The sequence below is a fragment of the Acetatifactor muris genome, from assembly GCF_024623325.1.
Lineage (GTDB): Bacteria > Bacillota > Clostridia > Lachnospirales > Lachnospiraceae > Acetatifactor > Acetatifactor muris.
In genome coordinates this window covers 43,441-69,560 of sequence record NZ_JANJZD010000008.1, presented here as the reverse complement: position 1 = coordinate 69,560, position 26,120 = coordinate 43,441, and the positions used below count along the sequence as shown (strand labels likewise).

Sequence of the window (26,120 nt, the reverse complement as noted above, 5' to 3'; positions counted from 1 at the left end):
AAATGAGCAGAAAAACAGCAGTAGTTTCCCTTGGACATGACGCTTTGGGATATACCACAGGCGCCCAGAGAGATGCGGTTAAGGTGACGGCAGGAGCGCTGGCGGATCTTGTGGAAGAGGATTATCAGCTGACAATTACACACAGCAATGGTCCGCAGGTCAGCATGATTCACAAGGCAATGACGGAACTGCACCGGGTGTATATTGATTATACTCCGGCGCCCATGTGCGTATGTTCGGCCATGAGCCAGGGCTATGTGGGATATGATATTCAAAATGCGCTTCGTTCAGAGCTGCTGAGCCGGGGGATTCCCAAATCTGTCAGCACCATTCTGACCCAGGTGACTGTGGATCCCTATGATGAAGCTTTTTATGAACCGACCAAAGTCATTGGTCGTTATATGGCAAAAGAGGACGCGGAGACAGAGATTAAGAAGGGGAATTACGTGCGGGAATATCCCGGCAAGGGCTATCGCAGAGTGGTTGCAGCGCCCAAACCCATAGATATTGTGGAAATTGAGGCCATTCGTACATTGGCAGAGGCTGACCAGGTGGTGATTGCCTGCGGAGGTGGGGGCATTCCTGTGATTGAACAGCAGCATGTGCTGAAAGGCGCTTCTGCTGTGATCGAAAAAGATGCCATTGCCGGGAAGCTGGCTGCAGATTTGAACTGCGATGAGCTGATAATTCTCACAGGCGTGGAATGCGTGTACAGGAATTATGGATCAGAAAATCAGACACCTGTCACGGCTATGACTGTAGCTGAGGCGAAAGCAGAAATCAATCAGGGACAGTTTGAAGCAGGAACCATGCTCCCGAAGATTGAAGCTGCCATTGCCTATCTGGAGAAGGTGAAAAAAGGCAGGGTCCTGATCACTTCCATGAAAAAAGTCAGAGATGCCGTGAAGGGCAGGGCAGGAACTGTGATAACACAGTAATCCCCTGCGGCAGCTCCCCTGTCCTGCATGAAAGGTCGGGGGAGCTGCTGTGGATTATGGCGCTTCAATGGCCGCCAGCAATGCACCTGCTATAATGCAGAAATCCGAAAGATTAAATACAATCCGACGGAGCGGTTTCCATTTTACATTGAAAGAGAAATAGTCCACAACATATTTTCTCTTCAGTCTGTCATAGGTATTGCTGAAGGCACCGCCCAGCAAAATGGCAAGACCCAGGCGCAGCAGGTGATTCCCCTTCTGCCCCAGGCTGAGAAGAAAGCAGATAAACGCAAGCAGGCAGAATACTGCCGAAACGGCAGCTACAATACGCCTGTGACGCTGCCCCAAATTAAGCGCGGCACCACGGTTATGATATCGGCGGATCAGGATAAACTTTGTCTGTCCTGCGCTGCTTTCTCTGTTTTCCGCCCGGTTTTTCAGCCAGAATTCTCCTGCAAAAATGCCCGTAATGAGGAGAATATATAGAAATAATAAGCCCATATTTTTCCATTCCTTTCCTATAACGCAGGATTTTCAACGACAGATTCGAACATATGGAATCATTTTGTCGCAATTCAACTGCCATGTCTGCCTTCTGCCTTTTTCTCTCCGTTTTTCCCCAGTTCTCTTATCGAAAAGAAGAAACGCTGCTTCGCCTGCCCTTATTTTGTTTTATTTCGCTTGAAAAGGTGGCGAAAAGCCGATACAACAGAATTCAGTGGCTTTTGGAATTTGCAGATTCCTGTGCGCTGAATTTAGATACTTCACCCGAAGTATAAACCAGCGGATGATAACATGTTTACTATAGCATAGCTTTCTGCTGTGTACAAGTACTTTTAAAATTTTTAGATGGCTGTGCTGGCAGGAAAATTCGCGTTTACTTCACGAGGGGCAGGTCCCCGCAAGGACCTGTAAAGGTCCTGAGGCCAGAATACCCGCAAGGCCCAACAGGGCCCTGCCGCTAAAGACCAGGATACCTGCAAGGCCCAACAGGGCCCTGCCGCTAAAGACCAGGATACCCGCAAGGCTCAACAAAGGCCCTTCCTTTAAAGCGAAGGGACGGCGGAGAAGGGGTGGGAGGTTCTTTGGTAACGCGCCGATGAACTAACTGCCAACAGAAACTAAGGAGCGAAAGTACCGCTCCCAAGTTTCAGTAGGCAGTGGATTTCATCTCTGCTAAGGGCACCCCTTTGGTGCAAAAAGTGTCCTTGCGGACACTTGGAAAGAGCCTCCCACCCCTTCTCCGCCTGTCTTTCCGCAGGGTTTCGTGGGGTAATACTGCAGACCAACTTATGGCTACAGAAGACTGGAACTTTACAAACCATACCAGACCAGAAAGTTTAGTCCATATCTGCCCCAAGTCAGTGTAACTTGCAGAGAAACAGGCAGAGGAGGCCGGTGGTTCTTTCCGACAGCACTGAGGGGTGCCCTTAGCAGAGGTAAAATCCAGCCTCTACGCAGACTTAAGCGCGGTACTTTCGCGCTTTAGTCGAAGTTGAGGCTTAGTTTACCGGCGCGTTACCCCGCCGAGGAAAGAACCACCGGCCTCCTCTGCCGTCCCTTTGTTTTAAACTTGCCTTGCCGCAGTAACCTGGACTTAGTGGCAGTCCCCAGTAAGTCCTTGCAGGAATCCTGGCCTCTCTAAAGCCCGGCAGGCTTCCCACCGATTGCAAAAACCCCAGTGCTGTGTTAAACTGACATAAAGTGTTTTGAGAAACATAGAGTCGCAAGAGCGGACAGGAGGCGGATAAAATGGACGAATATAGTGAATACAATCTGGCAAAAAAGCTGGAAGAAAGTATTAACCGTGTGTTTATCGGAAAAGCGGAGGCTGTGGAGAACCTGCTGATCTGCCTCTTTGCGGGAGGACATGTGCTTCTGGAGGATGTACCCGGCGTGGGGAAGACCACCTTGGCAGCGACATTGGCCAGGAGTATGGAATGCCGTTTCGGCAGGATTCAGTTTACGCCGGATACCATGCCCGGGGATGTGGCCGGCGTATCCATCTATAATATGAAAACCAATGATTTTGAATATCGGTCCGGAGCCGTGATGAATCAGATCCTGCTGGCGGACGAGATTAACAGGACCTCCCCCAGAACGCAGGCGAGTCTGTTGGAAGCCATGGCGGAAGGGCAGGTGACAGTGGACGGAAAGGTCTACCGGCTGCCCAGGCCATTCATGGTAATTGCTACTCAGAATCCGGTGGAATTCACAGGAACCTATCCATTGCCGGAGGCGCAGCTGGACCGTTTTATGATGCGCTTTTCCATAGGGTATCCGGACAGAGAGCAGGAGATCCGGATGGCGTCGCTGTTCCTGGAGGGACAGACTCCAGACAGCGTGGAAACCGTGTGCAGGGCGGAAGATATCCTGGAAATAAGGGAAAAAGTCCGGGCAGTTACAGTGAGAGAAGCCATGTTGGGATATATGGAGGATATTGTGACACTGACAAGAACGGAGCCCCGGTTTGTATTGGGGGCCAGCCCCAGAGCGGTACTTGCCCTTCTGCGGGCCTCTCAGGGAAAGGCATTTCTGCAGGGGAGAGATTTCGTGAAGCCGGATGATGTGAAAGCTGTGGCCACTCAGGTGCTTCTGCACAGGCTGAAACTATCTTCCGAGGCCAGAATCCAGAAAGCTGATGCCGCCGCCATTTTAAAGAATCTGATTCTGAAAGTGAAGATACCGGTGTGAAAAGTATTTAATCAATATGGTGATATCGGTCAGGATATTGCTTTGAATTCTGAGAAAGGGAAGGACGATGAAAATACGCAGATTGATTTTTCTGGCACTGTGGATTCTGTCACTGGCTGCCATCACAAATTTCGGCGGTGCAGTCAGCTATGGCTTTTTCTTTGGAATGACCATGATTCCCGTGATCTCTCTGATCTATATCGCCTGTGTTTATTTTCGCTTTAAAATTTATCAGGAAATCGGAAGTAGAAGCATGGTGTGCGGCCAGCCGGAATCCTATTTTTTCGTGCTGCAGAATGAGGACTGTTTTGCCTTTACCAGTGTCAGCGTGAGACTGTTTTCTGACTTTTCCAACGTGGAGGAACTTCCGGGGGATACGGAATATGAGCTGCTTCCAGGAGACAGATTACCTTTTGAGACCAGAATTGTGTGCAAATACCGCGGGGAATATGAAGTGGGTGTAAAAGAGGTGATAGTGACAGATTTTCTGCGGCTTTTTCGAGTGTGCTATGCCAACCCCAGTACAATCAAGGCTCTGGTGAATCCAAAGGTTGTGCAGTTGCCTGAGCTGAAAAGCGTGGAGGATTTTCAGGCACTTCTACAGAAAGAAACCTTTGCCGGAATGGAGCCGGATGTCAATGTGCGGGACTATGTGGAGGGAGACCCGCCGAATCGCATTCACTGGAAGACTACTGCCAGAGAGGGGAAGCTGAAGACCAGAACCAGAATTGGAGAGGAGAGGCAGGGAATTGGCATTTTCTGTGATATGACACGCTATGACACGGACAGGAAGGTGTATCTGCCGCTGGAAAATAAAATGCTGGAGACGCTGCTGGCACTGGGCTTTTTCTTTGCCGGAAAGGAGATTCCTTTTTCGGTTTATTATGGGCAGACGGTTACGATGCGGGAGCAGGTGAAAGGTATCCGGGATTTTGATGCTTTTTATCAGGCGATTTCCGGGGTGAGTTTCGGGGAAAAGGAGGATATTCATGCTCTTCTGGAGGAGGTAGTGTCAGGGGGAGAGCTATGGTCCTGCAGGGCTGTTTTTTTCATTCTGCACAGGCTGGATGACAGAATCATGGAAGCGGCAGAGAGGTTAAACGGAGTGGGGATGGTGACGGTGATTTATGTAGTTGCCGACGAGAATCAGGAAGCGTATCTCAGACAGAGCAATGAGAGAAGGCAGATTGTGGTGATTCCCATAGAAGCCGGTCTGGAAGGGGTATTGTGATGAAGGAAAAGTTGGGATTTGATGCCGGGAAGGTGTATCGGGTGGTAAATATCGGCCTGTTGATGTGCATGGGACTGATTGGCAGAGAACAGTTTCGCAGCGGCGAAAGGCCCGGAATCCGGATTCTGGCGGCGGTGCTGATTTTCGGGATATCTGCCGGACTGATTTTCATGAGGACGAGAGGGCGGATTCTGTGTCTGGGGGCAGTGGGAGTCTGCCTGGGTACGACAATGGCTTTCGCGGGGAGGACGGAAAGCCTTGTTTTTTTACGGTCCTTTTTTCCATGGCTTTGGGGAAACAGTGTGGAATTTGCAGAATGGGAGATGGGATATGAGTTGATGCTGGGGACGGGTATGGCGGTATTGTGTTTCCTGACAGAGCTTTTATTCGAGCGGTTTCCGGCACTGAAAATCGGCCTTTCCGGCCTGCTTTTAACAGGGCTGCTGTATTGCCTTTTTAACAGGAACAGAGTGATACGCCCGGCGGTGGTCTTTATTCTGGGGTACCTGCTGATGACATATGTGGAATGGACGCAGCGTCACTGGGAGAAGGTGTGCGGCAGGGGCAGGAAGGCGCATATGCTGTGGATTATGCCTTTTATCCTGTTGTATACAGTGCTGACACTGTGTATGCCGGCCCCTGAGAAACCTTACGAGTGGCCGCTGGTGCGGGCAGTTTATCATCAGATCAGAGAGAACTTTCGTGCATTCACGCAGAGTATCCGGTGGGGAAATGGAGAGGGCTTTGACATGGCGTTCAGCGGCTTTTCCGAAGATGGAGAAGTGGGAGGAAATCTGCAGGAAGCGTCCCGGGAAGTGATGACTGTTCAGATGGACCGTGGCCAGAATGCGAATCTGTACCTGACCGGGAAGGTCTATGACACTTTTGACGGCAGACAGTGGGAACAAAGATATCAGGGCGATCAGGACAGCGTGTTTCTGGACACTGCGGAGACTTTGTGCGCGGTGCGGAAATATAACGCCAGATATCGGGGTGATTACATGTATGAGATAAATGCAAGTATTAATTACCGATACTTTCATACTGGATTTGTCTTTGCACCTGTCAAGGTATGGAGAATAGAAGGCGGCAGGAGATTCGCCTATAGCTGTAATGACGGAACACTGCTTTTGAAGCGGGGAGGAGGTTACGGGACGGAATACAGGGTACAGTATTACCGGATGAACCTGGGCCAGGAGGAATTCTGGCACTTTGTGGAGGAACAGTCTGCAGACAGGGCCGTAATGAGCTCCGGAGAAATGGATGAGGCGATTTCGAATGAATTGTGGACGAGAATCGGGCGGGAGGAGAAGGAACCGCCGGTTTCGCCGGAGGAGGTGGCCAGGTATCGTCAGGGGATAACGGAAAGATATCTGGGGGAAGTTGTTCTTTCCCGGGAGGCATCGGCATATGTGGCGGAAATTACCGGGGAGGCCGGGACGATGCTGGAGAAGCTGAAGGCAATCGAAAAGGAACTGTCGGGATGGATCTACACGAAGTCGCCGGGGCTTTTACCGGAAAGTGTGAAGGACCAGGAGTCGTTTCTGGATTATTTTCTGCTGGAAAGTCGTCAGGGGTACTGTACCTATTTTGCCACTGCTTTTGTATTGCTGGCCAGGGCTCACGGAATTCCGGCACGGTTTGTACAGGGATACTGTGTTCCTGCGCAGGGGACGGGGGAGATCAATGTATATTCGGATATGGCACATGCCTGGCCGGAAGTCTACATAGCGGGAGTGGGATGGATTCCCTTTGAGCCTACGCCGGGATACGGGGGTCTGCGTTATACTTCCTGGGGGCTGAATCAGCCGGATGAGGATGCTGCGGAAGCTGGAAACCAGCCGTATATTGAGATGCCGGAATTCGGGGCGCCGGCCATGGAAGAAATGCCGGAAATGCCTGAGATGGAAGATGTGACAGATGTGGAAGATACGGGAGAAACGGGGTATCTGCAGCGCATGCTGCGGGTGGCGCTGCCGGTGATTGTACTCCTGTGTGTCCTGTCGGTTCTGCTGGAAAATGCTCTGGGCAGATATCGTTACGGGCGGATGAGTCCGGATGGGAAATTCCGGGAGGAAATCCGCCGGAATCTGCGGATTCTGTCTGCGCTGGGGCTGGAGAGAGGACAGTGGGAGACACTGCAGGAGATGAGAGAACGGGGGACCGGGCGTCGGGATTTGACGGTGGATCGGGATATGAGGGAGGTGCTTCGGTTTATCGAAGACTATGAGGATGTGGTGTATGGCGCAAGACCTGTGACGGAGGATATGATCTGGGAAGCAGTTAAGAAGCGGCAGATTCTGGTGGAGCTGCTGAAACGGGAGAGAAGGCTGGCGTATTATTACTATAGAATGCGTATGGTTCTGATGAGATATCGATAGAGGAAGGGCCGCTTTGCAGCAGAGTCTGCAGGGCGGCTCATTTTTATGAAAAGGATAAAAGACAGGCGGGATGTAGAGATATAAAGAGTAGACCTGTCGGAGAAAACTGTAAGACTGAATGCATGGGTATAATAATCCAAAAATATTACGTGGCAAATCCAAGAATATTTCTGTTGCTTCGGCAGGGATATAGTATAATTAATTTCGTATACATGGCGCCAAGTGGCTGACTGAATCTTCGATTTGAACAGATATATGTGACGAAAGGGAAGGAACTGCCGTCGTCGCAGGGGTAGGGAATGGGAAAGGAGAACACAGATGCAGGACAGTAAGGTAGTATGGGAGAGACCGGTACTTCATCCGTTGCCGGAGGTAGCGGAGGGGTTGTGCAGGCCGATGATCAGCCTGAACGGAGAGGACTGGAAAATCAACCGAAATCCGGGAGCAGAATTCTGGAGGGAGGAAACTGTGTGCCGGAAAGCTGGGGATGGCAAAAGTGGGAACGACTGGCAGGTTATCCGGGTTCCCGCTCAGGTTAACGTGGGAGAGCAGGAATATGCTTATGAAAAAATACTGGAAATTCCGCCGCAGTGGGAAGGAAAAAGGATATTCCTGCGCTTTGACGGCGTGAATTGTCTGGCCAGAGTCTTTGTGGACGGCGTGTTCGTCAGAAGCCATTACGGCGGCTTCGTGAGCTGGGACTGTGAGATTACCGAAAGGGTGAAGGCGGGAGGAAAGCACAGGCTGGTGCTGGGGGTGACAGACAGGCCCAAGGAGGTGTGTTCCTTTCATCAGGGCGGAATCATTCGGGATGTGCTGCTCTATGCCCTGCCCCAGGTATGTCTGTCAAGACTACAGGTGAGTACCGCCTTTGACGGTCAGTATGAGAACGCAGAACTGGCAGTGGAAGTCTGTGCGGAAGGAAAAAATAGCAGGACGGAAGAGGCCAGTGTGGAATATTTGCTTACCACTCCGGATAGAGAGGTGAAATGCCTCGGTGAGGTACTTTTGAACGTGGAGGAACGGGAGACAGAGGAAGGTGCGGATATAAAGAGTATTTTTCCGGTAAAAAGTCCGAAGAAATGGGACAGCGAACATCCCTGGCTGTATACGCTGACAGCCGTGCTCAGGGTACAGGGAAGAGAGACGGAGCGCGTCAGCAGGCAATTCGGCTTCCGACAGATAGAAAAAAGAGGAAATCAGGTGTTTTTAAACGGGGATGAGTTGAAGCTCAGAGGCATCAACCACCATGATATTGATCCCCTTACCGGCAGAAGCATTACAGGAGAGCTGGCGGAAGAGGATGTGCGGCTGTTCAAGGAGGCTAATATCAACTTTATCCGTACCAGTCATTACCCGCCACGGCCGGATTTTCTGGACCTGTGCGACCGGTACGGCATCTATGTGGAAGACGAAATTGCGGTGGCCTTTCTGGGATATGGGACGAAACTGACCCAGGACGACCCGGCTTACAGAGAGCATTATCTGGGACAGTTTTCGGAGATGGTGGAGAGAGACAAATCCCATCCCTGTGTGATTATCTGGTCTCTGGCCAACGAGAGCTACTGGGGAGAGAACCACGGGCAGTGCCTTGCCTGGGCCAGACAGGAGGATCCGGGGCGGCTGACGGTATTCAGTTATCCCATGACCCAGAAGGACGACGAGGAAACCACGGATCTGTGGAGCGTACATTACGCTTCCTGGGATTCCCATCTGGCAGACAGGACGGAATGTTTCCGGCGCAGCTTTTATGACGGTCCTGAAATGCCGGTGATTCATGACGAATCCACTCACATTCCCTGCTATGATTCCAAAGCGCTGGCACGGGACCAGGGAATCCGTGACTTCTGGGGGGAAACCATCAGCCGGTTCTGGGAGAGGATCTGGGAGACGAAAGGAGCGCTGGGCTGTGCCGTATGGGCCGGGATCGATGATGTGACTGTGCAGGACGGGATACTTCAGGGGAGAAGCTGGGGAATCATTGATGGCTGGAGGAGGAAGAAGCCAGAATACTGGCATATCCGCAAGGGCTATTCCCCCATTGTGGTACGAAAGGAGCTGACCTTCGGGGAAAAGGAAAATGAAGTACATCTGTACAATCGCTTTAACCACACGAATCTGGAAGAGGTGACAGTGGAGTGGAGATGCGGGAAGAGAAGCGGAAAACTGATGGGACCGAAAGTGGGACCGGGAGAGGAAGAAATTTTGAAGATTCCCGTCCTAAGGGGGCCGGAGGAAAAGCTGGAGCTGAAGTTTACGGACCCCTTTGGATTTACGGTGGAAGAATGTTGTCTGAGCTGTCCCTGTGAGACGAGTTTTCCTGCATTTTCCGGAAAGGCCCCTGTGATAGAGCGCATCGACCTGACGGAGATGACATCTGATGTGGCGCCTGTGGATAAAGCGTGGATGGAAGCTGCTTCGGCATCTGATATGAAAGCAGGCCGAAAAAAAGAAAAGATAATCGTGAAGGGGCAGGATTTCCGGCTTATTTTCTCGGAGGAGACAGGGTTGGTGGAAGCGGGTTATTATAAGGAAGAGCTTGTGCTGACAGGAGGTCCCTGTCTCCATCTGGTGGGGCTGGACCTGGAGCCATGGACTTTGAATGCCATGGAAGTGCAGGAGGCGGATGACTGCGTAAGAATCCTTCTGCAGGGAGCATACGGCGGTGTGGAAGTTTGCTTTGTGCTCAGAATAGACGGGGAAGGGCTGATGGAAGCGGGCTGGAATATTACCCGGATGCCCTATCCATCACCCCGCAGGATTGCTGTAACGGGTAGCATTATCTCTCATGCCGGCGGATATGATGAGGCGGGGATTTCCTTTACGCTGGCGGAAGGCCTGGACACCCTGACCTGGAAGCGGCAGGGACTCTGGGATGTCTATCCTGACTGGCACATCGGCAGGCTGGAGGGCACAGCCAAAAAGCATGCTCCGGAAGGAGAGGCGCCCATAGGACAGAAGCCTGTGCCTGGACAGGAGTGGAAGGACCAGGAGGCAGACTCGGTACAGTTCGGCCGATTTGATATGGGAAGGCGGGGCACCAGAGATTTTGCCTCTATGAAATCCTATGTGACGGAAGCTTCCCTGAAAAATGACAAAGCTGCCTTTACGCTGCTGTCCGACGGAACGCTTTCTGTGAGGATGGAGCTTCTGCCGGAGAAAAAGCATCTGGTGTCAGACAGAGATCCTGAGGTGAGATACCATGGAAACTGGATACGGAGAGAGAACCGGTATCATAGCTTTGGCGGGACAGAAACCTGGTCGAAGGACAAGGGAGACTGGTGCGAGTATACTTTCCAGGGAACGGGAATTGCCTGGTATTCCAGCCTGGACAGAATCTGCGGAAGAGTGGATATCTATATAGACGGGGAACTGCGGGAGCAAGGGTTGGATCTGGGCTGTGTCCAGATGGGCAAGAACCCCAGGGGTTACAGCAAGGGCTGGAAATATCTGGCGTATTCCATCCGAAACCTGCCCCTGGGACAGCATACCATCCGGCTGGAGGTGACCGGGGAGCCGGCGGAGGAATCCCATAACTGCTATGTCAACGTGGATGCGTTCCTGGTGCTGGACGGAAAAGAAGAGGGGGATACACGGTTCATAGTTAATCGGGATTTCAATTATCCGGAAATTTCCTGGGCGGACTATTGCAAGCCTCCTGTGCGGGTGGAGACGGGATATGAGGGAAAGGTGTATGTAAAGCTGGGGGAATCGTAACGAAAGCCGTTTAAAGAGGAAAATCGTGGCGAGAGGCGGCAGGGAAAAGGCCGTGAAGGGAAAGAGACTGGCAAAAGGCACAGAAGGAAGATCAGAAGAGAGGAAAATCATGGAGATTGATTTTACAAAATCACAGCCCCGGGAGGCGGAAGTGATTCAGGTTACAGAGCATAGTATGAAAGTCTGCCTGGAAAAAAGCGGAGGCGGAATTACGCTGGAAGGCATACAAAATGCCGGAAGAAGGTATCTTACAGGGTACATCACCATTCTGGAGGAGCATTCTCTGCCTCTGACTCTGCGGTTCCTGGGGCAGGAGGGAGAAGAGAAGGTGCATATCCGTTTTACCCTGCTGCCCCGATTCCGGACGAAGGTGTATTTTGATTTTCAGTGGCTGGATTTGAACAGAGGCGCTTTTGCAAAGACGCCGGGGGCGCTGAAGAAGGTGATTTACGGCACGCGCACTGGGCTGACAGATGTGGGTAGAGTGGAGCTGGGGGTGAAGCCGGTATTCCATGATGTCCGGATTCTTCTGGAGGATTTTGTGCTGACAGAGGAGGAGCCTGTGGATTTCCCCCTGCCGCCGGAGCGGAAGCTGGTGGACAGGTTCGGACAATATACGGAGAAGGACTGGCCCGGCAAGATACGGGACGAAGCGCAGCTGGCCCTGGTCATGCATGAGAACCAGGGAGAGGCAGCCTACCCGGTTGCCTTTTGGAACCACTGGGGTGGTGATGCCGGCAGAAAGCTACAGGAGAGAACAGGCTTTTTTGCTACTTGTAAGACCCCGGATGGCAGGTGGCATCTGACGGACCCGGATGGCTGTGATTACTTCTCCATGGGAATCTGCTGTACCGGGATTCGGTGTATGGGAGACATCACCGGAGTGAAGTCTCTGCTGGAACAATCCCCGGAGGAGACATCGGAGTTAAAGCAATTTTACCGTCAGGAACGACATCCCTGGTTCGGCACACCGGTGGAGCAGTTTGACTATCTGGGGGCGAATCTGTATCGGGTTTACGGGGAAGACTGGAAGGAGAAGGGGGAGGCGCTGGCCTATCATATCCTTATGTCTAATGGTATCAATTCCCAGGGCAATGGGCCGGGGCTGAATGTGAATGACGGGAAAAGCAGACTGCCTTACACAAGGCAGCTTCCGGAATTCCCCTCCACTGCCGTCAATATCTTTCGGGACTTTCCGGATGTGCTGTCGCCGGAGTATGAGGAGAGCAGCGTAAAGTGCGCGGAGATCCTGAAGGAATGGAAGGACGATCCCTGGATGATCGGATATTTTCTACGCAATGAGCCTCAGTTCCACTTTGTGGCGGGCGTTTCTCTGGGAAACGAAGTGCTGCACAATCCGGTGGACACTTATTGCAGAAGGGGACTGATTGCTTTTTTGCGGGAGCGCTACAAAAATGTGGAGAGGCTGAATCAGGCATGGGGATGCGCTTTCGAAAGCTTTGAAGAGCTGAGAAAGCCTGTGGAAAACTGTATTCAGACTTATCCGAAATCAGCAAAGGACCTGCGGGAATATTCCATTTTCCTGGTGCGGGAGTATTGTCGGATTCCTTCTCAGGCCTGTAAAAAAGTGGATCCCAATCATTTAATTCTGGGGATGCGCTGGTCGAAGATGAACCATCCGGACATGCTGGCAGGATGGGAGTACATGGATGTATTTTCCTTTAACTGTTATGCTCTGGAGCCGCTGACAGATCTGAATTTCGTACAGGCATCAGGGGTGGACAGGCCGGTGATCATCGGAGAGTATCACGCGGGAGCCCTGGACAGGGGCCTGACAGCCACGGGAATTAAGGGCGTGGCAAACCAGAATGAGAGAGGGGTACTGTGGCGGGAATTTGTGGAAGGTTGTGCGGCCCATCCGCTGGGAGTGGGCGCACACTGGTTTGAGTTCGTGGATGAATTTGTGCTGGGGCGGTTCGATGGGGAAAACTATCAGATCGGCATGGTGGATATCTGTATGCAGCCTTACAAAGAGCTGACCTGGGCGGTGCGGGAGACGGCGGAAGTGCTGTATGACGTGAAAAACGGAGAAAAAGAAGCTTTCGACCGGATGCCGGAGATGATTCCCATGATAGGATAGGAAAAATGTGAAACCGTTATTCTAAGACAGAGGAAAAATCATGATTTTCAAGTCAAAAAGCAGAAACGTTCAAATAATGGTATATCTCCTGCTCTTGCTTCTCCTGACGGTGGCAGGCTGCGGAAAAGCGGAAGAGAACAGAGGAGAGGGCAGCATAATACAGGAAGAGAATGTGCCGTCTGTGATCATCCGCTTTGCCTGGTGGGGGAATGAGGATCGTGCGGAGAGAACGAAGCAGGCGGTCGAGTTGTTCATGGAGCGGAACCCTCATATTCAGGTACAAATGGCATACTTTCCTTTTGACAGCTATTACGAGAATCTGGAAATCTCCGCCAGGGTGGGCTATATGCCAGATGTATGGCAGGGGTATGTGGGTTCTGCCACCAACAACAGTTATATGAAGGTAGGACTGGTAGAACCGCTGGACAGTTATGTGGAAGAGGGACTGATCGATGTGTCGGAGATTTCGGAAAATCTGCTGGACAGCGGCAGGATGGATGGGAAGCTGTACGGACTTTCCATGGGGTGCAACGTAAAGTGCATGGCCGTTGTGCCGGAGCTGTATGAAAAAGCCGGTCTGGAGATTCCGGAGGTATACTATGCGTCATGGGAGGATCTGGAGCGGGATTTGCTGACGCTGAAAGAGGCAGGATATGAACTCTGCGGCGGAGACCTTTTTGGAAGAGAATTCCTCTTTGAGTATTTCTGCAGGCAGAAAGGGGAAAGAATGTATCAAGCGCCGGATCAACTTGCCATAGGATTTTCCCGGGAAACCTATGTGGAGTTTTATCGGATGAGAATGAAATGGGAGGAAGAAGGACTGACAGTGCCCTATGTGGAAAGCATGAATCGGAAGACTTCTGCTGACACAGTATGGAAACAGGAAAAAAATGCCGTGTATTTTCTGTATTCCAATCAATATGAACAGCTGATGGAGGATAGGGGGCAGGAGATGAAGCTGATACTTCTGCCGGGACCCGGCACGGAGAAGGGAACGGATATCCGGCCGGGGATTCATTTGTGTATGTCTGCCATATCCGGACAGAAAGAAGCTTCGGCCAGGCTGATTAATTTCCTGATCAATGATGTGGATGCGAATAAAATTCTCAATGCGGAGAGAGGAATGCCAGCGTCCAGAAAGGTAAGAGAGGTGCTGATGGATGATTTCAATCAGGAGCAGAAGGCTATGGCGGAGCTTGTCACGTTGGCGGAAGGGCATAGCTCTCTCGGCAGTCCTCTGATGAAGGTGGATACCACGGTAATTGACGGTGGAACCACGGGGGGAATTATGGAGGATCTGGAACAGAAAATTATGTATGGACTGCTGGCACCGGAGGAAGCCTATGCTCTGTTGGAGCGGCTGTATGGTACAAAGAAGTAAGGAGTGGATACCGGGGAAGGAAAGCAGGCAGGGAGGGATGTGTGTGATCTGGGGAAAGGGAAAAAGGCGGGGAATCGTTTTGTTGTTGACGGCAGTAATGCTGAGCGGATGCGGGGTGGCTGAATCAGGAGAAATGTATCAGATTCGGGAGGAAAAACCGGCGAAAGAGGAGAAGACTGTCCTGGAGGTATATGCTTGGGAGGATGAGGAGAAAAATCTGCAGTTACTGTCGGAAGCCTATCTGCGGACAAGGCCTGGAATGGAGATCCAGCTGCATGTGATTCCGGCCTCGGAGTATTCTCAGCAGATGATGGCGATCAGCAGAGGTGTAAAAGAAGGGGATTGTGTCTTCTTTCCTCATATCGCCGAGGCAGCTATATGGGTAAATAAAGGGTTGCTGCAAAATCTGGAGTCCTACATCGGAGAGCTGGAAGCAGGCTTTACGGACTGGTATCAGGGAGATAAGCAGGAGTATAAGGAATATATGTGTCCCTACCGGATGAGCAGGTGGGCGGTATTTTACAATAAGAAGATTTTTGAAGAAAGGGAAATACCCTATCCGGAGGGAGACTGGACCTGGGAGGAGTACGCACAGACAGCGATGCTGCTGACAGAGAGAGTAGGTGTGAACAGGATATATGGAGCCATGGGGTTCGAGCCTACCAGCAGTTGGTGGCGGGTTCCGGCCAGGACCAGGGGAGCCAACAATCCTCTGGCAGACCAGGACCTGGCCATGTTCCGGGAAGCAGCAAAATGGTGCTATGATATGACTTATGAGCGGAAAGCACAGCTTCCTTATACAGAGTGGACAGAACAGCAGGGACGGACCAACAATGAGGTGTTTCTGGGGGGAAGCGTGGGAATGTGTTTTACCGGAGACTGGTCCGTATCCTGGCTGAATGAGAAGATAGAAGAGAAGAATCTGGATTTCGAGTACGATATTGCGCCTATGCCCAGGTGGGAGGAGGAACCTCTGCACAATATTTCGGATGCGGCGGTGATATCCATGGTAAAATCCACAGTACATCCGGATGCGGCAGGCGACTTTATCCGGTTTGTCTGCGGGCCGGAGGGCGCGGCAATTCTGGCGGAGCGCGACTATATTCCCGCCTGGGATTCAGAGGAGATCCGGGAAACATTCCTGAATTCCGAAAAGTACCCGGAACACAGGGAATTTTTTTTCATGGAGGGAGAGCTTTCCTGTGTACCGGCCAGCTTGGGATACAGCGAAGCCATGGAGGTGGTCCAGGAAGAGATCATGTCCTATCTGCTTCAGGAACAGAGCCTGGACCAATGCTTTGACAATATTGAACATGCGCTGAAAACGATGAAGGCAAAGGAATAAGGATGGGGATGAAGGGAAAACGATCACTTACACATAAGTTTATCAGATATCTGATTCTGGTGATTCTTGTCTCGAACTGCCTCATGTTTCTCTTCCAGTACGTAATTACTCGAAGGAACATGAAGAGACAGTCCATGGAAATGGGACTGGATCTGATGAAATCCAATCTGACCATGATCGAACAGCGCTTTGAAAATATAGACAATGTTGCATATTCGCTTATTTACAACAGAGAAATTATCCGTTTTCTGAAGAATGACACAGTCAAGGCCGCCGATCTGAACTGGCTGAATGGTGTGGAGAGCCTGTACTACAACTCTCATCCGGATATGCAGCTTTCCTTTTATAAAGCGGGAAAGTATGGCAGTGTATATTCGCTGATGCAGGCCGGAGATATAGAGGACTACAGATACAAGAAATGGTATCAGGAGTTGCTCTGGACCGGAAAAGAGAAAATTTTGCTCTCTGGGGGGGCACAAAACGAAGAGTTTATGGTGTCAGTTGCATACAGAATTAATGATGTCTACAGTGACGATGCAGTAGGATATCTGAAGATTGATGTGGACCTGGAAATGCTGAAGAAAAGCTTTCTGCACAATTATTCCCAGGTGGCAGGCACCACCATTCTGGATGAACAGGGAAAAGTATTGTTCTATGACAAACTGGTGATTCAGCCGGAAACGGAAATGATGGCAAAAGAGGAGAGAGGCGTCTATGAGACAAAAGAATATATTATGTCCTGTGGCATTTCTCAAAGCACCGGGTGGCGCCTGTGCATGGCCATGTCGAAAGAAGAACTGTTTCGGAATCAGTATATGCTGATCCGGACGCTCCTGATCGTGCTGGCTTCTATTGTGCTGATTACCCTTCTTGTCTCAGGCAAGTTTTTTAATATTATTACTGTCAATTATAAAAGGCTTGTGAAGGGGATGGAAGAGGTAAAAGAGGGGAATCTGCTGGCGGTGGTGGAGGCGGATACACAGGATGAAATCAGTCTGCTGATTCTGGAATTTAACGAGATGTTATTGAAGCTCAATGAGCTGATACGGACAGTGGAGGCAAAACAGGCACTGCTTAAGGAAGCGGAAATCAAGGCACTGCAGCAGCAGATCAACCCGCATTTCATGCATAATATCATGGAGACTATCATGGGGCTGGCCAGTGAGGGGATGGACCGGGAAGTCATCGAGGTCAGCGAATGTATGAGCAGTATGTTGCGATACAATACCCGATTTGAAAATACCACTACACTCCGGGAGGAAGTGGAGCAGATTCAGAACTATGTGAAGGTATTAAAGGTACGTTTTGAAGATCGATTTGAAGTTTTCTACGATATTGACCAGGAATGTATGGACTGCGTCATAGTGAAATTTACCCTGCAGCCGCTGGTGGAAAATGCCATTTCTCACGGACTGTCAGGAGTCTGGAAGGATGGTATGCTGAGAGTGCGGGTGAAGAGGGAGGAGGATACCATATCCATTTTGATTTATGATAACGGAACTGGAATCAAACCGGAACACCTGGAGGAAATGAGGGTCCGACTGGAGGAGACTACGGAGAGACCGTTGGAGTATATCGATCAGTATAAGAGTCTGGGGATTCTCAATGTGCATCTGCGTCTGCGCATGTATTACGGAGAGAAATATTCCATTGAGATATTCAGCAAGTTGGGAAAGGGGACTTGTTTTTCCCTCAAAATTCCTTTTCTCCTTGCCGGAACCGGACAGACAGATGTACCGGAGCTGTCTGTTTGATATCCGGATGAGACAGAGGGAATTTGAAAGGAGGTCATATGTACAGAATATTGGTGGTTGACGATGAAAAATATATTCGGAAAAGCATTATAAACCGCGTAAACTGGGAGCAGCTGGGCGTGCAGGTGGCCGGGGAGGCCGCAAACGGAGTGGAGGCTTTGGAACTGCTGGAGAAGCTGCATCCCCAGATTGTGCTGGCGGATATCAGGATGCCTCTGATGGATGGACTTGCCTTTATCGAGGAGGCGAAAAAGCGTTTTCCGGAGGTCCGCTATGTGATTACCAGCGCGTACAGCGACTTCGAATATGCCAGGCAGGCACTGCGGCTGGGGGTGGAGGATTATATTTTAAAGCCTGTGAAGGTGGAGGATGTAAATAAGGTGCTGAACCGCTTGGTTCATGAGCTGGATGAAACAAAAATAGCCAGACATTTGAAGCATAAAATGTCTCTGGAAGAAGGACAGTTTGCAGGGAAGAAACGTCTGGCGTCGGCAGCGGCATTTTATGTGGAAGAAAGCGACGGCGTGGAGAAAATTATCGGGAATTGTCTGGAGGAGACATTGAGGCAGTATGGGGAGGTGGAAAGTTACTATCTGCACGAATATTCCTGCGGGGAATGTCATGTGTTCCTGCTGAATGGAGATGCGCTGGAGAAGCCATGGATTCAAAGCGCGTTGGAAGCGGTCTGGAGCCTTCTGGAGAACAGGGAAGGGGCCGCAGCCTGGTCGGAGATTGTGGATGTCGCGGAACTGGCCGGGGCTGCGGACAGTTCTGTGAGGATATTGAAACGGAAACTGTTTTATCCGGAGAAAAAGATTCTGACAGGGCGGTATCTGACAGGAGGCGTGGGAAAAGGGCTGACGGCAGTTCAGGGGAATCAGCAGAAAATCAGGGATTCCATGAACGACATTTATCAGTATCAGATGAAAAGGGCCCATGAATTCATGGCGGGAGAACTGCTGCTTCTGCCGGATCTGATTGTGGACAGGAGGAATTCCGTGGCGGTGATAGAGGGAGCGATTACAGAGCTTCTGGTACTGCTACGCCGGGCGGTGGGGAATCAGATGGATGAGACAGAGCTTAAGATTCTGTTCCACAGGCTCAGGGAGAAGGACTATCTGCTCAGGTACAGGACGGAAGATGAGCTGAAGGAAAGGCTGAAAGAGGTGATAGAGACTGTTCTGAACCGGTTTGTGGGAGAAAAGGACATGGATGTAGTGGACAGGATCAGGGAATATATTCGGAACCACTATGCGGATAATCTGAACGCCGTGGAGATTGCAGCCCATTTTTTTCTAAATGCCAGTTATCTGTCGGCTATGTTCAAGGAAAAAGCGGGAATGAACATGTCAGCTTATATTGAGGCTGTGCGTATGGAAAAGGCAAAACAGTTGCTGAAAGGAGACAGACTTTCCGTCACAGAGATTGCCATGCGCACCGGTTATGCGGAATCCAATTATTTCTCAAAAGTTTTCAAAAAATATACCGGAATGTCTCCCAGACAATACAGAGAGGGAGAGCAACAGCCTTGAAATTCTACCCATAGGTCCTAAAAAAATTTCTGTTTTCAGATGGCATTTTTGGCTATCATGAAAACAGAATTTTTATGTCTCTAAATAACATCTGAAAGAGGAAAAAGAGATGAGAACGATTTTTAAGGACAAAATGGGAAGCCTGTCTATGTGCTGGGGCTCCAGTCTCACAACTCCAGTTTCGGCTGTATGGAGTTGATTAAAAAGAGCATTGCAGCGGTGAAAAAATATCACGGAAATACGCTGGAAGTACCGGTATACTGGTATCAGATCCAACCGGAAGAAGGCAGATTTGATATGAGCGAGGTGAGAAATCTAATCGAAAAGGTGCGGGAAAGCGGTCTGTATCTGGTGCTGCTTTGGTTCGGATTCAGCAAGAATGCGGACAGTACATACCTTCCGGAATGGGCGAAATCGAATCCGGAGCGGTTCCGGCTGGCCAGGGACAGGGATGGGACGGTGGTGCCCATGATGTCTCCGCACTGCAGGGAAACCATAGAAGCAGATCGCCGGGCTTTTGTGAAACTGATTACCTTTTTGAAGGAATTTGATGAGGGGGAGAGGACGGTGATTGCTCTCCAGGTGGAGAATGAAATCGGTTTCTATCCAATAGACAGATGCTATTCCCAGGCGGCACAGGAAGACTTTGACAAAGGTGTGCCAGAATGCCTTTTTGATGTAAAACTGGACGGATCCGGAGCGCCCGGTCAGGGGAGTTCCTGGTATGACAGATTTGGCAGATATGCCCATGAAGCCTTCTCTTCCTGGTACTTCGGATTGGCTGTGGAGCGGATTGCCTCGGCGGGAAAAGTCATTTACCCGGAGCTGCCTCTATACATGAACACTATGCAGGGAGAGGTTCGCCAGGAGATTCCCGGACAGAGTTATTCCTCCGGTTCGCCGGTGGCCAGAGTGCTGGATATCTGGAAAAAGGCGGCGCCCAGTATTGCATTGTTTGCACCGGATCTGTACTGTCAGCCTTTGAGCGCTTATCGAAGAGCCTGCAGGCTTTACGGGAGGGTGGACAATCCACTCTTTATTCCGGAGACGGGAACAGGAGGAGATGCTTTTGCAGTGAATCTGATTCACGCGGCAGGGGATTACGGGGCCATCGGTATCTGTGGCTTCGGGGCGGAACGGACTCTGGGGCCGGAGGGCGAGCTGACCGGAGAGGCCCGAAAAGTGGCGGCGACTATGAGGATTCTGGAATCCATGGCACCTCTGTTGCTGAAATATGGCGGTACGGATTACCTGTTTGCCGTGTCTCAGGAGGAATTCCAGAAGATGGTGCATGTGGAGAGAACACAGTATCACGTGACCTGTGAGTTCGGCAATTACAGCAGAAAGGGATCTTCGCTGTGGACCAGTCTACGGACGGATGCAGTGCTTCAGGAATATCCCACTGTGTTTGAAGAGAGAGGACGGGGACTGATCTGTGAGACGGCGCCGGATGAATTCTATCTGGCAGGAGCGGGATTCAGCGCACATTTCCTGTTGAAAGCCGCTCCTGATGACACTTATCCGAAGCGGATATACAGTTCCCGGGCGGCCACGGAACTGACGGCGCTGACTGTGGAAGAAGGACATTTTGATGAGGCAGGGAACTGGAACTGTGATTTCGTCCGCAGAGGCGATGAGAATGATTACGGTGTGTTTGTCTATCCGGGTACGGTGGTCCGTGTAAAGTTGAATCCGGCTGCCTGTAGGGATGTGAAGTGGTGAGGAGCCGTATGAATAGAGAAATTACGGACGGTAGGTTTTGCAGGAAAGCCGCCGTTCGGAAGACAGATATGGAGCGTGTGAATGAAGAAAGAAAAATTACGCGGCAGAGCCGCGGTCAAAACCATAGGAAAGGCCAGTAACAAAAATGGAAAGAAAGTATTCCTGCTGGCGCTGCCCATGATTGTAGTAGTATTTGTTTTTCATTATCTGCCTTTGTGGGGATGGTCCTTTGCTTTTTTCCAGTATAAGCCGGGGAAAAACCTGCTGGACTGTGTCTATGTGGGGTGGGATAATTTTACCGCTCTGTTTGGCAATGTGGTAATGCGCAGGAACCTGTTCCGAGTGCTGCGTAACACATTTGGAATCCATATTTTAGGATATCTTTTTACACCGCTGCCGCTGCTGGTGGCTGTATTCTTAAGTGAGATGCAGGGCAGGAGATTTCGGAAGTTTGTGCAGTCTGTGACCACGCTGCCCAACTTTGTGGGCTGGGTTATCATTTATTCCCTGGTGAACAGCTTCTTCTCCACGGGAGGACTGGTGAATACGGTGCTGATGGATCTGGGATGGATCAGCGAACCTACCAATCTGATGACTTCCAGCAATCATGTGTGGATTCGGATGGTCCTGCTGCAGCAGTGGAAGAGTCTGGGATGGAGCGCCATTGTGTATTTTGCATCCATCGCGGGGATTGATCAGGAGATGTATGAGGCAGCCATGGTGGACGGGGCCAGCAGGACGCAGCGCATCCGGTATATTTCCATACCCATGCTGATTCCCACATATTTCGTATTGCTGATTATGAGCATCGGAAACTTCCTGAATACGGGCGTGGATCAGTTCCTTGCATTTGGAAATGCATTAAATAAGGAATATATTGAAGTGCTGGATCTGTATGTCTATAAACTGGGTATCGGAAGCGGACAGATATCATTCTCCGTAGCGGTAGGAATTATGAAGTCTGTGGTGGCGCTGGTACTGTTCGGCATGGCCAATACCGCGTCGAAGAAGATCCGCGGAACCAGTGTATTTTAGGGAGGTGAGAGAATGGCGGAAAAGCGAAAACCCTGGAAGAAAAAGAAAATGTCTAAAAGCGACATACTCTACAATGGGATATGCGGTGTTGTGTTTACCCTGTTTGCCCTGATCTGCATCTTTCCCTTTTACTATCTCTTTATCTGTACCATCAGCAATCCTTCCCTGGTGGAGGTAGGACAGATTGTGCTGTTCCCCCGGGGACTGACGCTGCAGAATTACAGAGAGGTGCTGAAAGTCCAGAATCTGGGAAATGCAGCTATGGTGACATTGGGAAGAACATTTCTAGGCACGGGAATCACTCTGATCTGTACCTCTTATCTGGCCTATTTTTTTACGAAAGAGGAGATGTGGGCCAGGAAGTTCTGGTATCGGGCTGTGGTGGCCACCATGTACTTCTCGGCGGGAATGATTCCGGTCTATTTGAATAACAAGATGCTGGGGCTGATCAACTCCTTCTGGATTTACGTTCTGCCAGGCATGGTGGGAGTCTACAACATGATTCTGATCAAGACTTCCATGGAGGCCGTACCCGAGGAGCTGGAGGAATCGGCTGTGCTGGACGGGGCGGGGTATCTCATCCGATTCATCAGAATTATACTGCCGTTGCAGAAACCTATTCTGGCCACTGTGGGGCTGTTCAGCGCAGTGGGACATTGGAACGATTTCTTCACCACGCAGCTTTACATTACGAAGCCAAAGCTGTATACATTGCAGTTCCTGCTCTATGAATTCCAAAACCAGGTGAGAAACGCGGCCACCCAGATCAACAGCGCTGCGGAATCCATGAATACGGCAAGTAACATTCAACCAACCAGTATACGTCTGACCCTGACGGCAATCGTGATTATTCCCATCATTCTGGTATATCCCTTTATTCAGAGATATTACGTGAAGGGCGTGATGATCGGAGCGGTGAAAGGTTAGGTGCACCCTGAAAGGGCGAATGGGTTGTCGTCAAGGGGGCAGTAAGTACAGAGTATTCGATTAATATGTATCCTTTTCACTCGGATGCAGTGCGTGTTCAGGCAGGCGATTCCTGCATTAATTATCGCCCTGTGTAATTCGAAGTGAAAACGGCATAACTGTTCACACAGTATACGGATCTATCACGAATTGTTCAGGTAGATACAATATATCAATATTTTAACGAAAAAAAGAAAGGGAGAGAAAGATGAAAAAAAGAGAAGTGACAAAGAAATTACTGGCTTTCGGCATGATGTCGGCAATGATTATGAGTATGGCCGGCTGTGGTGATAGCGGCACACCTGTGGACGGAAGCGGAAGTGTGGAGAACACACAGAGTGCCAACGGCGGGGAAAGTGCGGGAAGCAGCACGAAGGAAGGCGGGGAAGGAAGCAGCGAACAGGCAGGCGGTGATTACGGAGAACTGGGATTGGTGACTATATACCCCTCCAATGCGGCGACCTCCAGTGGACTGGTGACCGGCTATAAGGCTGATATTCTGGCCAGGAGGGGGATTCAGGTGGAGGTCTGGGCTTACTCAGAGGAGAAATCCAACGGCATTCTGGCCAGTGGTGATCTGCCTGATATCATGTATGTGAATTATGACAATATGGCTACTTTGATTGAATCAGGAAAGATTCTGAATCTGGGAGAATATCTTACAGAGGAGAAGCTGCCTCATGTGGTGGCAGACGAACCGCTGATGACGGCATTGAATTATGTGAAGGAATTCAGAAGCGCGGACACCGGAGAACTGTACGGCATTCCTGCTCAGGTGGGAGTGTTTGAGCTGCCGAAGGACAATGGTATCTGGGCAGATACCGGAAGGAATGCGGTAAAGGTGAACTGGGATGCCTATTATGCAGCGGGGTGTCCGGAGATTAAATCAGTGGATGATCTGATTCCTGTGATGAAGAAAATGATGGAAACCACACCTACAGCGGAAGATGGAACAAAGACCTGGGGAACCATGCTGAATTCAGGAAGCGATGCCACCTACTGGGGCAACATGCAGCTGTGGAACAAATGGTTTGGCTATGAGAGTGATAATCTTCCCTATCTGATTGAGAGTGATATGGTAAACGGCAAATACAGCAGTCTGCTGGAGACAGGAAAGGACAGTCTGTATTATAAAGGTCTGAAATGGTACAATCAGTGTATGAGAGAAGGAGTCATGGATCCCGACAGTATCAACAATGACAGAGAGACCCAGAAGGCAAAAGTGGAGAAGAGTCTTGCCTGTATGATTCCCAGCGGTACCTGCGCAGGCTGGGCAGGATATCTTCCTGTGTATGTGGAAGGGCAACAGCTGTTTCCGGAGAAATGGGTGAATACCTATGGAACCAACAATTATCTGGTGGTGAGTGCTGATTGCCAGGATTTGGACGCAACTCTGCGGGCAGTGGATATGTTGGCAGATGCGGATACTTTCTATGAGATTGTATGCGGCCCGGAAGGTATTCTCTGGGAGTATGGAGAGGACGGTCTGGTAAAGCCCACCGAATACGGACTGGATGTGACTATAAACGGCAAGGAATATGATTTCAACGGAGAGAAACCTGTATTGTGGATGGATAGTGACCGTCTTACTTCCAGCGCTTACTCCAATTCCTACATGGGGCCGGATGGTGCCAGAGAGCACAGAGGACTGGGAGAATGGACGGAAGTCAAAGAAGTAAATAACAACAGCGACAGCTATGTACAGTGGAGAGAGACTTTTGGATATGACAGATTCTATGATCAGGTAGTGGATAAGGCGGCTTATCATCCGTTCAGTGACCTGGATGATGTGATCAATTTCTGCCCGCAGCCTGACGATGTGATGCAGTTGACAATCGATGCCATCAAAGAGACTGTGGTAGCCGCCAGCTGGAACATGGTGTACGCGAAGGATGATGCGGAATTCGAGAAAATCTGGGACCAGATGATTCAGGACTGCATCGATCTGAACGCCGGGGAAGTGATTCAGTGGAGAATGGACGAACTGGAGAAGGCGAAGGGAGTGAGAGATTCCCTGAAGGCGAAATAATCCGGAAGGATGATGACAATAGGTAAGTAGTTGACAAAAGGGCTGCCGCTGCAGCCCTTTTGCGATGCCGCTCTTGCGCCGGCTTCGAAGCAGCGATATAATCAGAAAAAAGGCCGTGAGCGGCAGATGAAAGGGAGAAGTGTTATGATCTGGAAAAATTTGGAAATTCACAATGCAGCGGAACTGGTGGAAATGGACGGGGGCGTGACCTGGACCCGGATTCCGGGGAAAATCCGGGAAGGCATGGAAAAAGAGGGTGGGAAATTCATGGCGGGGAATTCCACAGGTGTGGAGCTTCGCTTTGTCATGAAGAGCGATGAAGTCAGAATCCGCATGGCGGCACTGGCGCCTTCCACATCTGTGTTCCATGTGTTCCGGGGAGCCATTCAGGGCGGATGGGAAGATCACGAAGTGGATAAGTACATTTTTGCGGAACCCGGAGAGTATGTGATTCACAAAAATAAGAACCCGGAAGTGCTGAAAAGGATAGCGGAAGAGTTCGGGCAGACCTGGGACCCGGAAGTGGTGCGGGTGGTTTTCGACAGAGGCAGTTTCGTCCTGTATGATGTGGTCGGAGAGACAGAGCCGCCGAAGCCGGAGCAGTGTCCGGCGCGGACGTTGTTGGCCTACGGTTCCTCCATTACCCATGGCTCCAATTCCATCGACACATCCCATTCCTGGGTATGGCAGACTGCGGAAGCTTTGAAGATGGACAATCGGAATCTGGGGATGGCGGGGGCCTGCGCAATGGAACCGGATCTGGTGGATTATATAGCAGCCGAAGGGGAGAAGAACAGATGGAACGCGGCGGTTCTGGAGCTGGGAATCAATGTACTGGACTGGGCGGAGGACAAAATCCATGCCAGAACGGCCAATACGTTGAGGCAGGTGGCGGGGAGAAATCCGGAGAAGCCGGTGTTTGTCGTTTCCCCTTTTTACTGTTCCGATGATTACAAAAATGAGGGAAAGGCGGCGAGATGGAGGGAGATTATTGAGGAAGAGGTGAAAAAAGCAGGGTATGCCAATGTCACTTATCTCAACGGGCTGGAGCTGCTGGGAGATATGTCGCTGATATCTGCCGATGAAGTGCATCCCAACATTTACGGCGTACATCAGATTGCTGAGCGTCTGACCGGGCGTTTGAAGGAGAACTGTGGTATCAGCCGCTGATGCCGGAGCGGCAATCCTGGCACCTGCGTTCTGTCCGGATGGGGCGCAGCTGTCTCCTATCCTGGCACACGTAACAGGCCCCGTTCGCGAACACTTCGCACTTCATGTTACCGGATGTGTTTGA

At 50.7% G+C, this 26,120-nt stretch carries 16 protein-coding genes; 15 read left to right on the top strand and 1 reads right to left on the bottom strand.

The features are described from left to right. Positions 1–2 precede the first annotated feature (2 nt). Positions 3–938 (top strand): carbamate kinase, encoded by a 936-nt coding sequence (arcC, locus tag NSB25_RS09200; protein ID WP_103237490.1) that lies wholly within the window; start codon positions 3–5, stop codon positions 936–938. Between the two features lie 54 nt (positions 939–992). On the opposite strand, the gene NSB25_RS09195 is transcribed toward arcC, so the two are convergent. Beyond that, positions 993–1,439, bottom strand: coding sequence for a signal peptidase II (locus NSB25_RS09195; protein ID WP_103237489.1), 447 nt, complete (start codon positions 1,437–1,439; stop codon positions 993–995). 1,251 nt (positions 1,440–2,690) lie between these two features. On the opposite strand from NSB25_RS09195, the gene NSB25_RS09190 reads away from it, so the two are divergent. From NSB25_RS09190 to NSB25_RS09120, 14 genes are all read left to right on the top strand, one after another. Next, positions 2,691–3,632 (top strand): AAA family ATPase, encoded by a 942-nt coding sequence (locus tag NSB25_RS09190; RefSeq protein ID WP_103237488.1) that lies wholly within the window; start codon positions 2,691–2,693, stop codon positions 3,630–3,632. Between the two features lie 67 nt (positions 3,633–3,699). Further along, positions 3,700–4,863: a DUF58 domain-containing protein gene (locus NSB25_RS09185; RefSeq protein WP_103237487.1), complete on the top strand. Its 1,164-nt coding sequence runs from the start codon at positions 3,700–3,702 to the stop codon at positions 4,861–4,863. Then, entirely contained in the window at positions 4,863–7,244 is a 2,382-nt protein-coding gene (locus NSB25_RS09180) for a transglutaminase TgpA family protein (protein WP_103237486.1), read from the top strand. Before NSB25_RS09185 ends, NSB25_RS09180 begins: the two co-directional genes overlap by 1 nt. 318 nt (positions 7,245–7,562) lie before the next feature. Further along, on the top strand, positions 7,563–10,961 hold the full coding sequence (locus tag NSB25_RS09175; protein ID WP_103237485.1) for a glycoside hydrolase family 2 protein: 3,399 nt from the start codon (positions 7,563–7,565) through the stop codon (positions 10,959–10,961). 25 nt (positions 10,962–10,986) lie between these two features. Beyond that, complete coding sequence (locus NSB25_RS09170; RefSeq protein ID WP_103237484.1) at positions 10,987–13,062, top strand: beta-galactosidase; 2,076 nt, start codon at positions 10,987–10,989, stop codon at positions 13,060–13,062. A 40-nt stretch (positions 13,063–13,102) separates the two neighbouring features. Next, positions 13,103–14,443: an ABC transporter substrate-binding protein gene (locus NSB25_RS09165; RefSeq protein ID WP_103237483.1), complete on the top strand. Its 1,341-nt coding sequence runs from the start codon at positions 13,103–13,105 to the stop codon at positions 14,441–14,443. Further along, positions 14,427–15,788, top strand: a complete 1,362-nt coding sequence (locus NSB25_RS09160) for an ABC transporter substrate-binding protein (protein ID WP_172454899.1) — start codon at positions 14,427–14,429, stop codon at positions 15,786–15,788. The genes NSB25_RS09165 and NSB25_RS09160 overlap by 17 nt, the downstream gene beginning before the upstream one ends. Before the next feature lie 8 nt (positions 15,789–15,796). After that, complete coding sequence (locus NSB25_RS09155) at positions 15,797–17,542, top strand: cache domain-containing sensor histidine kinase (protein ID WP_172454898.1); 1,746 nt, start codon at positions 15,797–15,799, stop codon at positions 17,540–17,542. Between the two features lie 38 nt (positions 17,543–17,580). Next, positions 17,581–19,074, top strand: a complete 1,494-nt coding sequence (locus NSB25_RS09150; protein ID WP_103237480.1) for a response regulator transcription factor — start codon at positions 17,581–17,583, stop codon at positions 19,072–19,074. 150 nt (positions 19,075–19,224) lie between these two features. Continuing rightward, positions 19,225–20,796: a DUF5597 domain-containing protein gene (locus tag NSB25_RS29185; RefSeq protein WP_103237479.1), complete on the top strand. Its 1,572-nt coding sequence runs from the start codon at positions 19,225–19,227 to the stop codon at positions 20,794–20,796. 81 nt (positions 20,797–20,877) lie between these two features. Further along, positions 20,878–21,831, top strand: a complete 954-nt coding sequence (locus NSB25_RS09135) for an ABC transporter permease (protein WP_103237478.1) — start codon at positions 20,878–20,880, stop codon at positions 21,829–21,831. A gap of 12 nt (positions 21,832–21,843) precedes the next feature. After that, positions 21,844–22,758: a carbohydrate ABC transporter permease gene (locus tag NSB25_RS09130; protein ID WP_103237477.1), complete on the top strand. Its 915-nt coding sequence runs from the start codon at positions 21,844–21,846 to the stop codon at positions 22,756–22,758. A gap of 247 nt (positions 22,759–23,005) precedes the next feature. Continuing rightward, the gene (locus NSB25_RS09125; RefSeq protein WP_103237476.1) at positions 23,006–24,826 is read left to right on the top strand and encodes a type 2 periplasmic-binding domain-containing protein; all 1,821 of its coding nucleotides are present in this window, start codon (positions 23,006–23,008) and stop codon (positions 24,824–24,826) included. A gap of 144 nt (positions 24,827–24,970) precedes the next feature. Next, complete coding sequence (locus tag NSB25_RS09120) at positions 24,971–25,996, top strand: GDSL-type esterase/lipase family protein (protein WP_172454897.1); 1,026 nt, start codon at positions 24,971–24,973, stop codon at positions 25,994–25,996. Positions 25,997–26,120: the final 124 nt, after the last annotated feature.

Coding starts and splice junctions, on each gene's coding strand:
- arcC (WP_103237490.1), top strand. CDS start 3: ATGAGCAGAAAAACAGCAGTAGTTTCCCTTGGACATGACGCTTTGGGA.
- NSB25_RS09195 (WP_103237489.1), bottom strand. CDS start 1,439: ATGGGCTTATTATTTCTATATATTCTCCTCATTACGGGCATTTTTGCA.
- NSB25_RS09190 (WP_103237488.1), top strand. CDS start 2,691: ATGGACGAATATAGTGAATACAATCTGGCAAAAAAGCTGGAAGAAAGT.
- NSB25_RS09185 (WP_103237487.1), top strand. CDS start 3,700: ATGAAAATACGCAGATTGATTTTTCTGGCACTGTGGATTCTGTCACTG.
- NSB25_RS09180 (WP_103237486.1), top strand. CDS start 4,863: ATGAAGGAAAAGTTGGGATTTGATGCCGGGAAGGTGTATCGGGTGGTA.
- NSB25_RS09175 (WP_103237485.1), top strand. CDS start 7,563: ATGCAGGACAGTAAGGTAGTATGGGAGAGACCGGTACTTCATCCGTTG.
- NSB25_RS09165 (WP_103237483.1), top strand. CDS start 13,103: ATGATTTTCAAGTCAAAAAGCAGAAACGTTCAAATAATGGTATATCTC.
- NSB25_RS09160 (WP_172454899.1), top strand. CDS start 14,427: ATGGTACAAAGAAGTAAGGAGTGGATACCGGGGAAGGAAAGCAGGCAG.
- NSB25_RS09155 (WP_172454898.1), top strand. CDS start 15,797: ATGAAGGGAAAACGATCACTTACACATAAGTTTATCAGATATCTGATT.
- NSB25_RS09150 (WP_103237480.1), top strand. CDS start 17,581: ATGTACAGAATATTGGTGGTTGACGATGAAAAATATATTCGGAAAAGC.
- NSB25_RS09135 (WP_103237478.1), top strand. CDS start 20,878: ATGAAGAAAGAAAAATTACGCGGCAGAGCCGCGGTCAAAACCATAGGA.
- NSB25_RS09130 (WP_103237477.1), top strand. CDS start 21,844: ATGGCGGAAAAGCGAAAACCCTGGAAGAAAAAGAAAATGTCTAAAAGC.
- NSB25_RS09125 (WP_103237476.1), top strand. CDS start 23,006: ATGAAAAAAAGAGAAGTGACAAAGAAATTACTGGCTTTCGGCATGATG.
- NSB25_RS09120 (WP_172454897.1), top strand. CDS start 24,971: ATGATCTGGAAAAATTTGGAAATTCACAATGCAGCGGAACTGGTGGAA.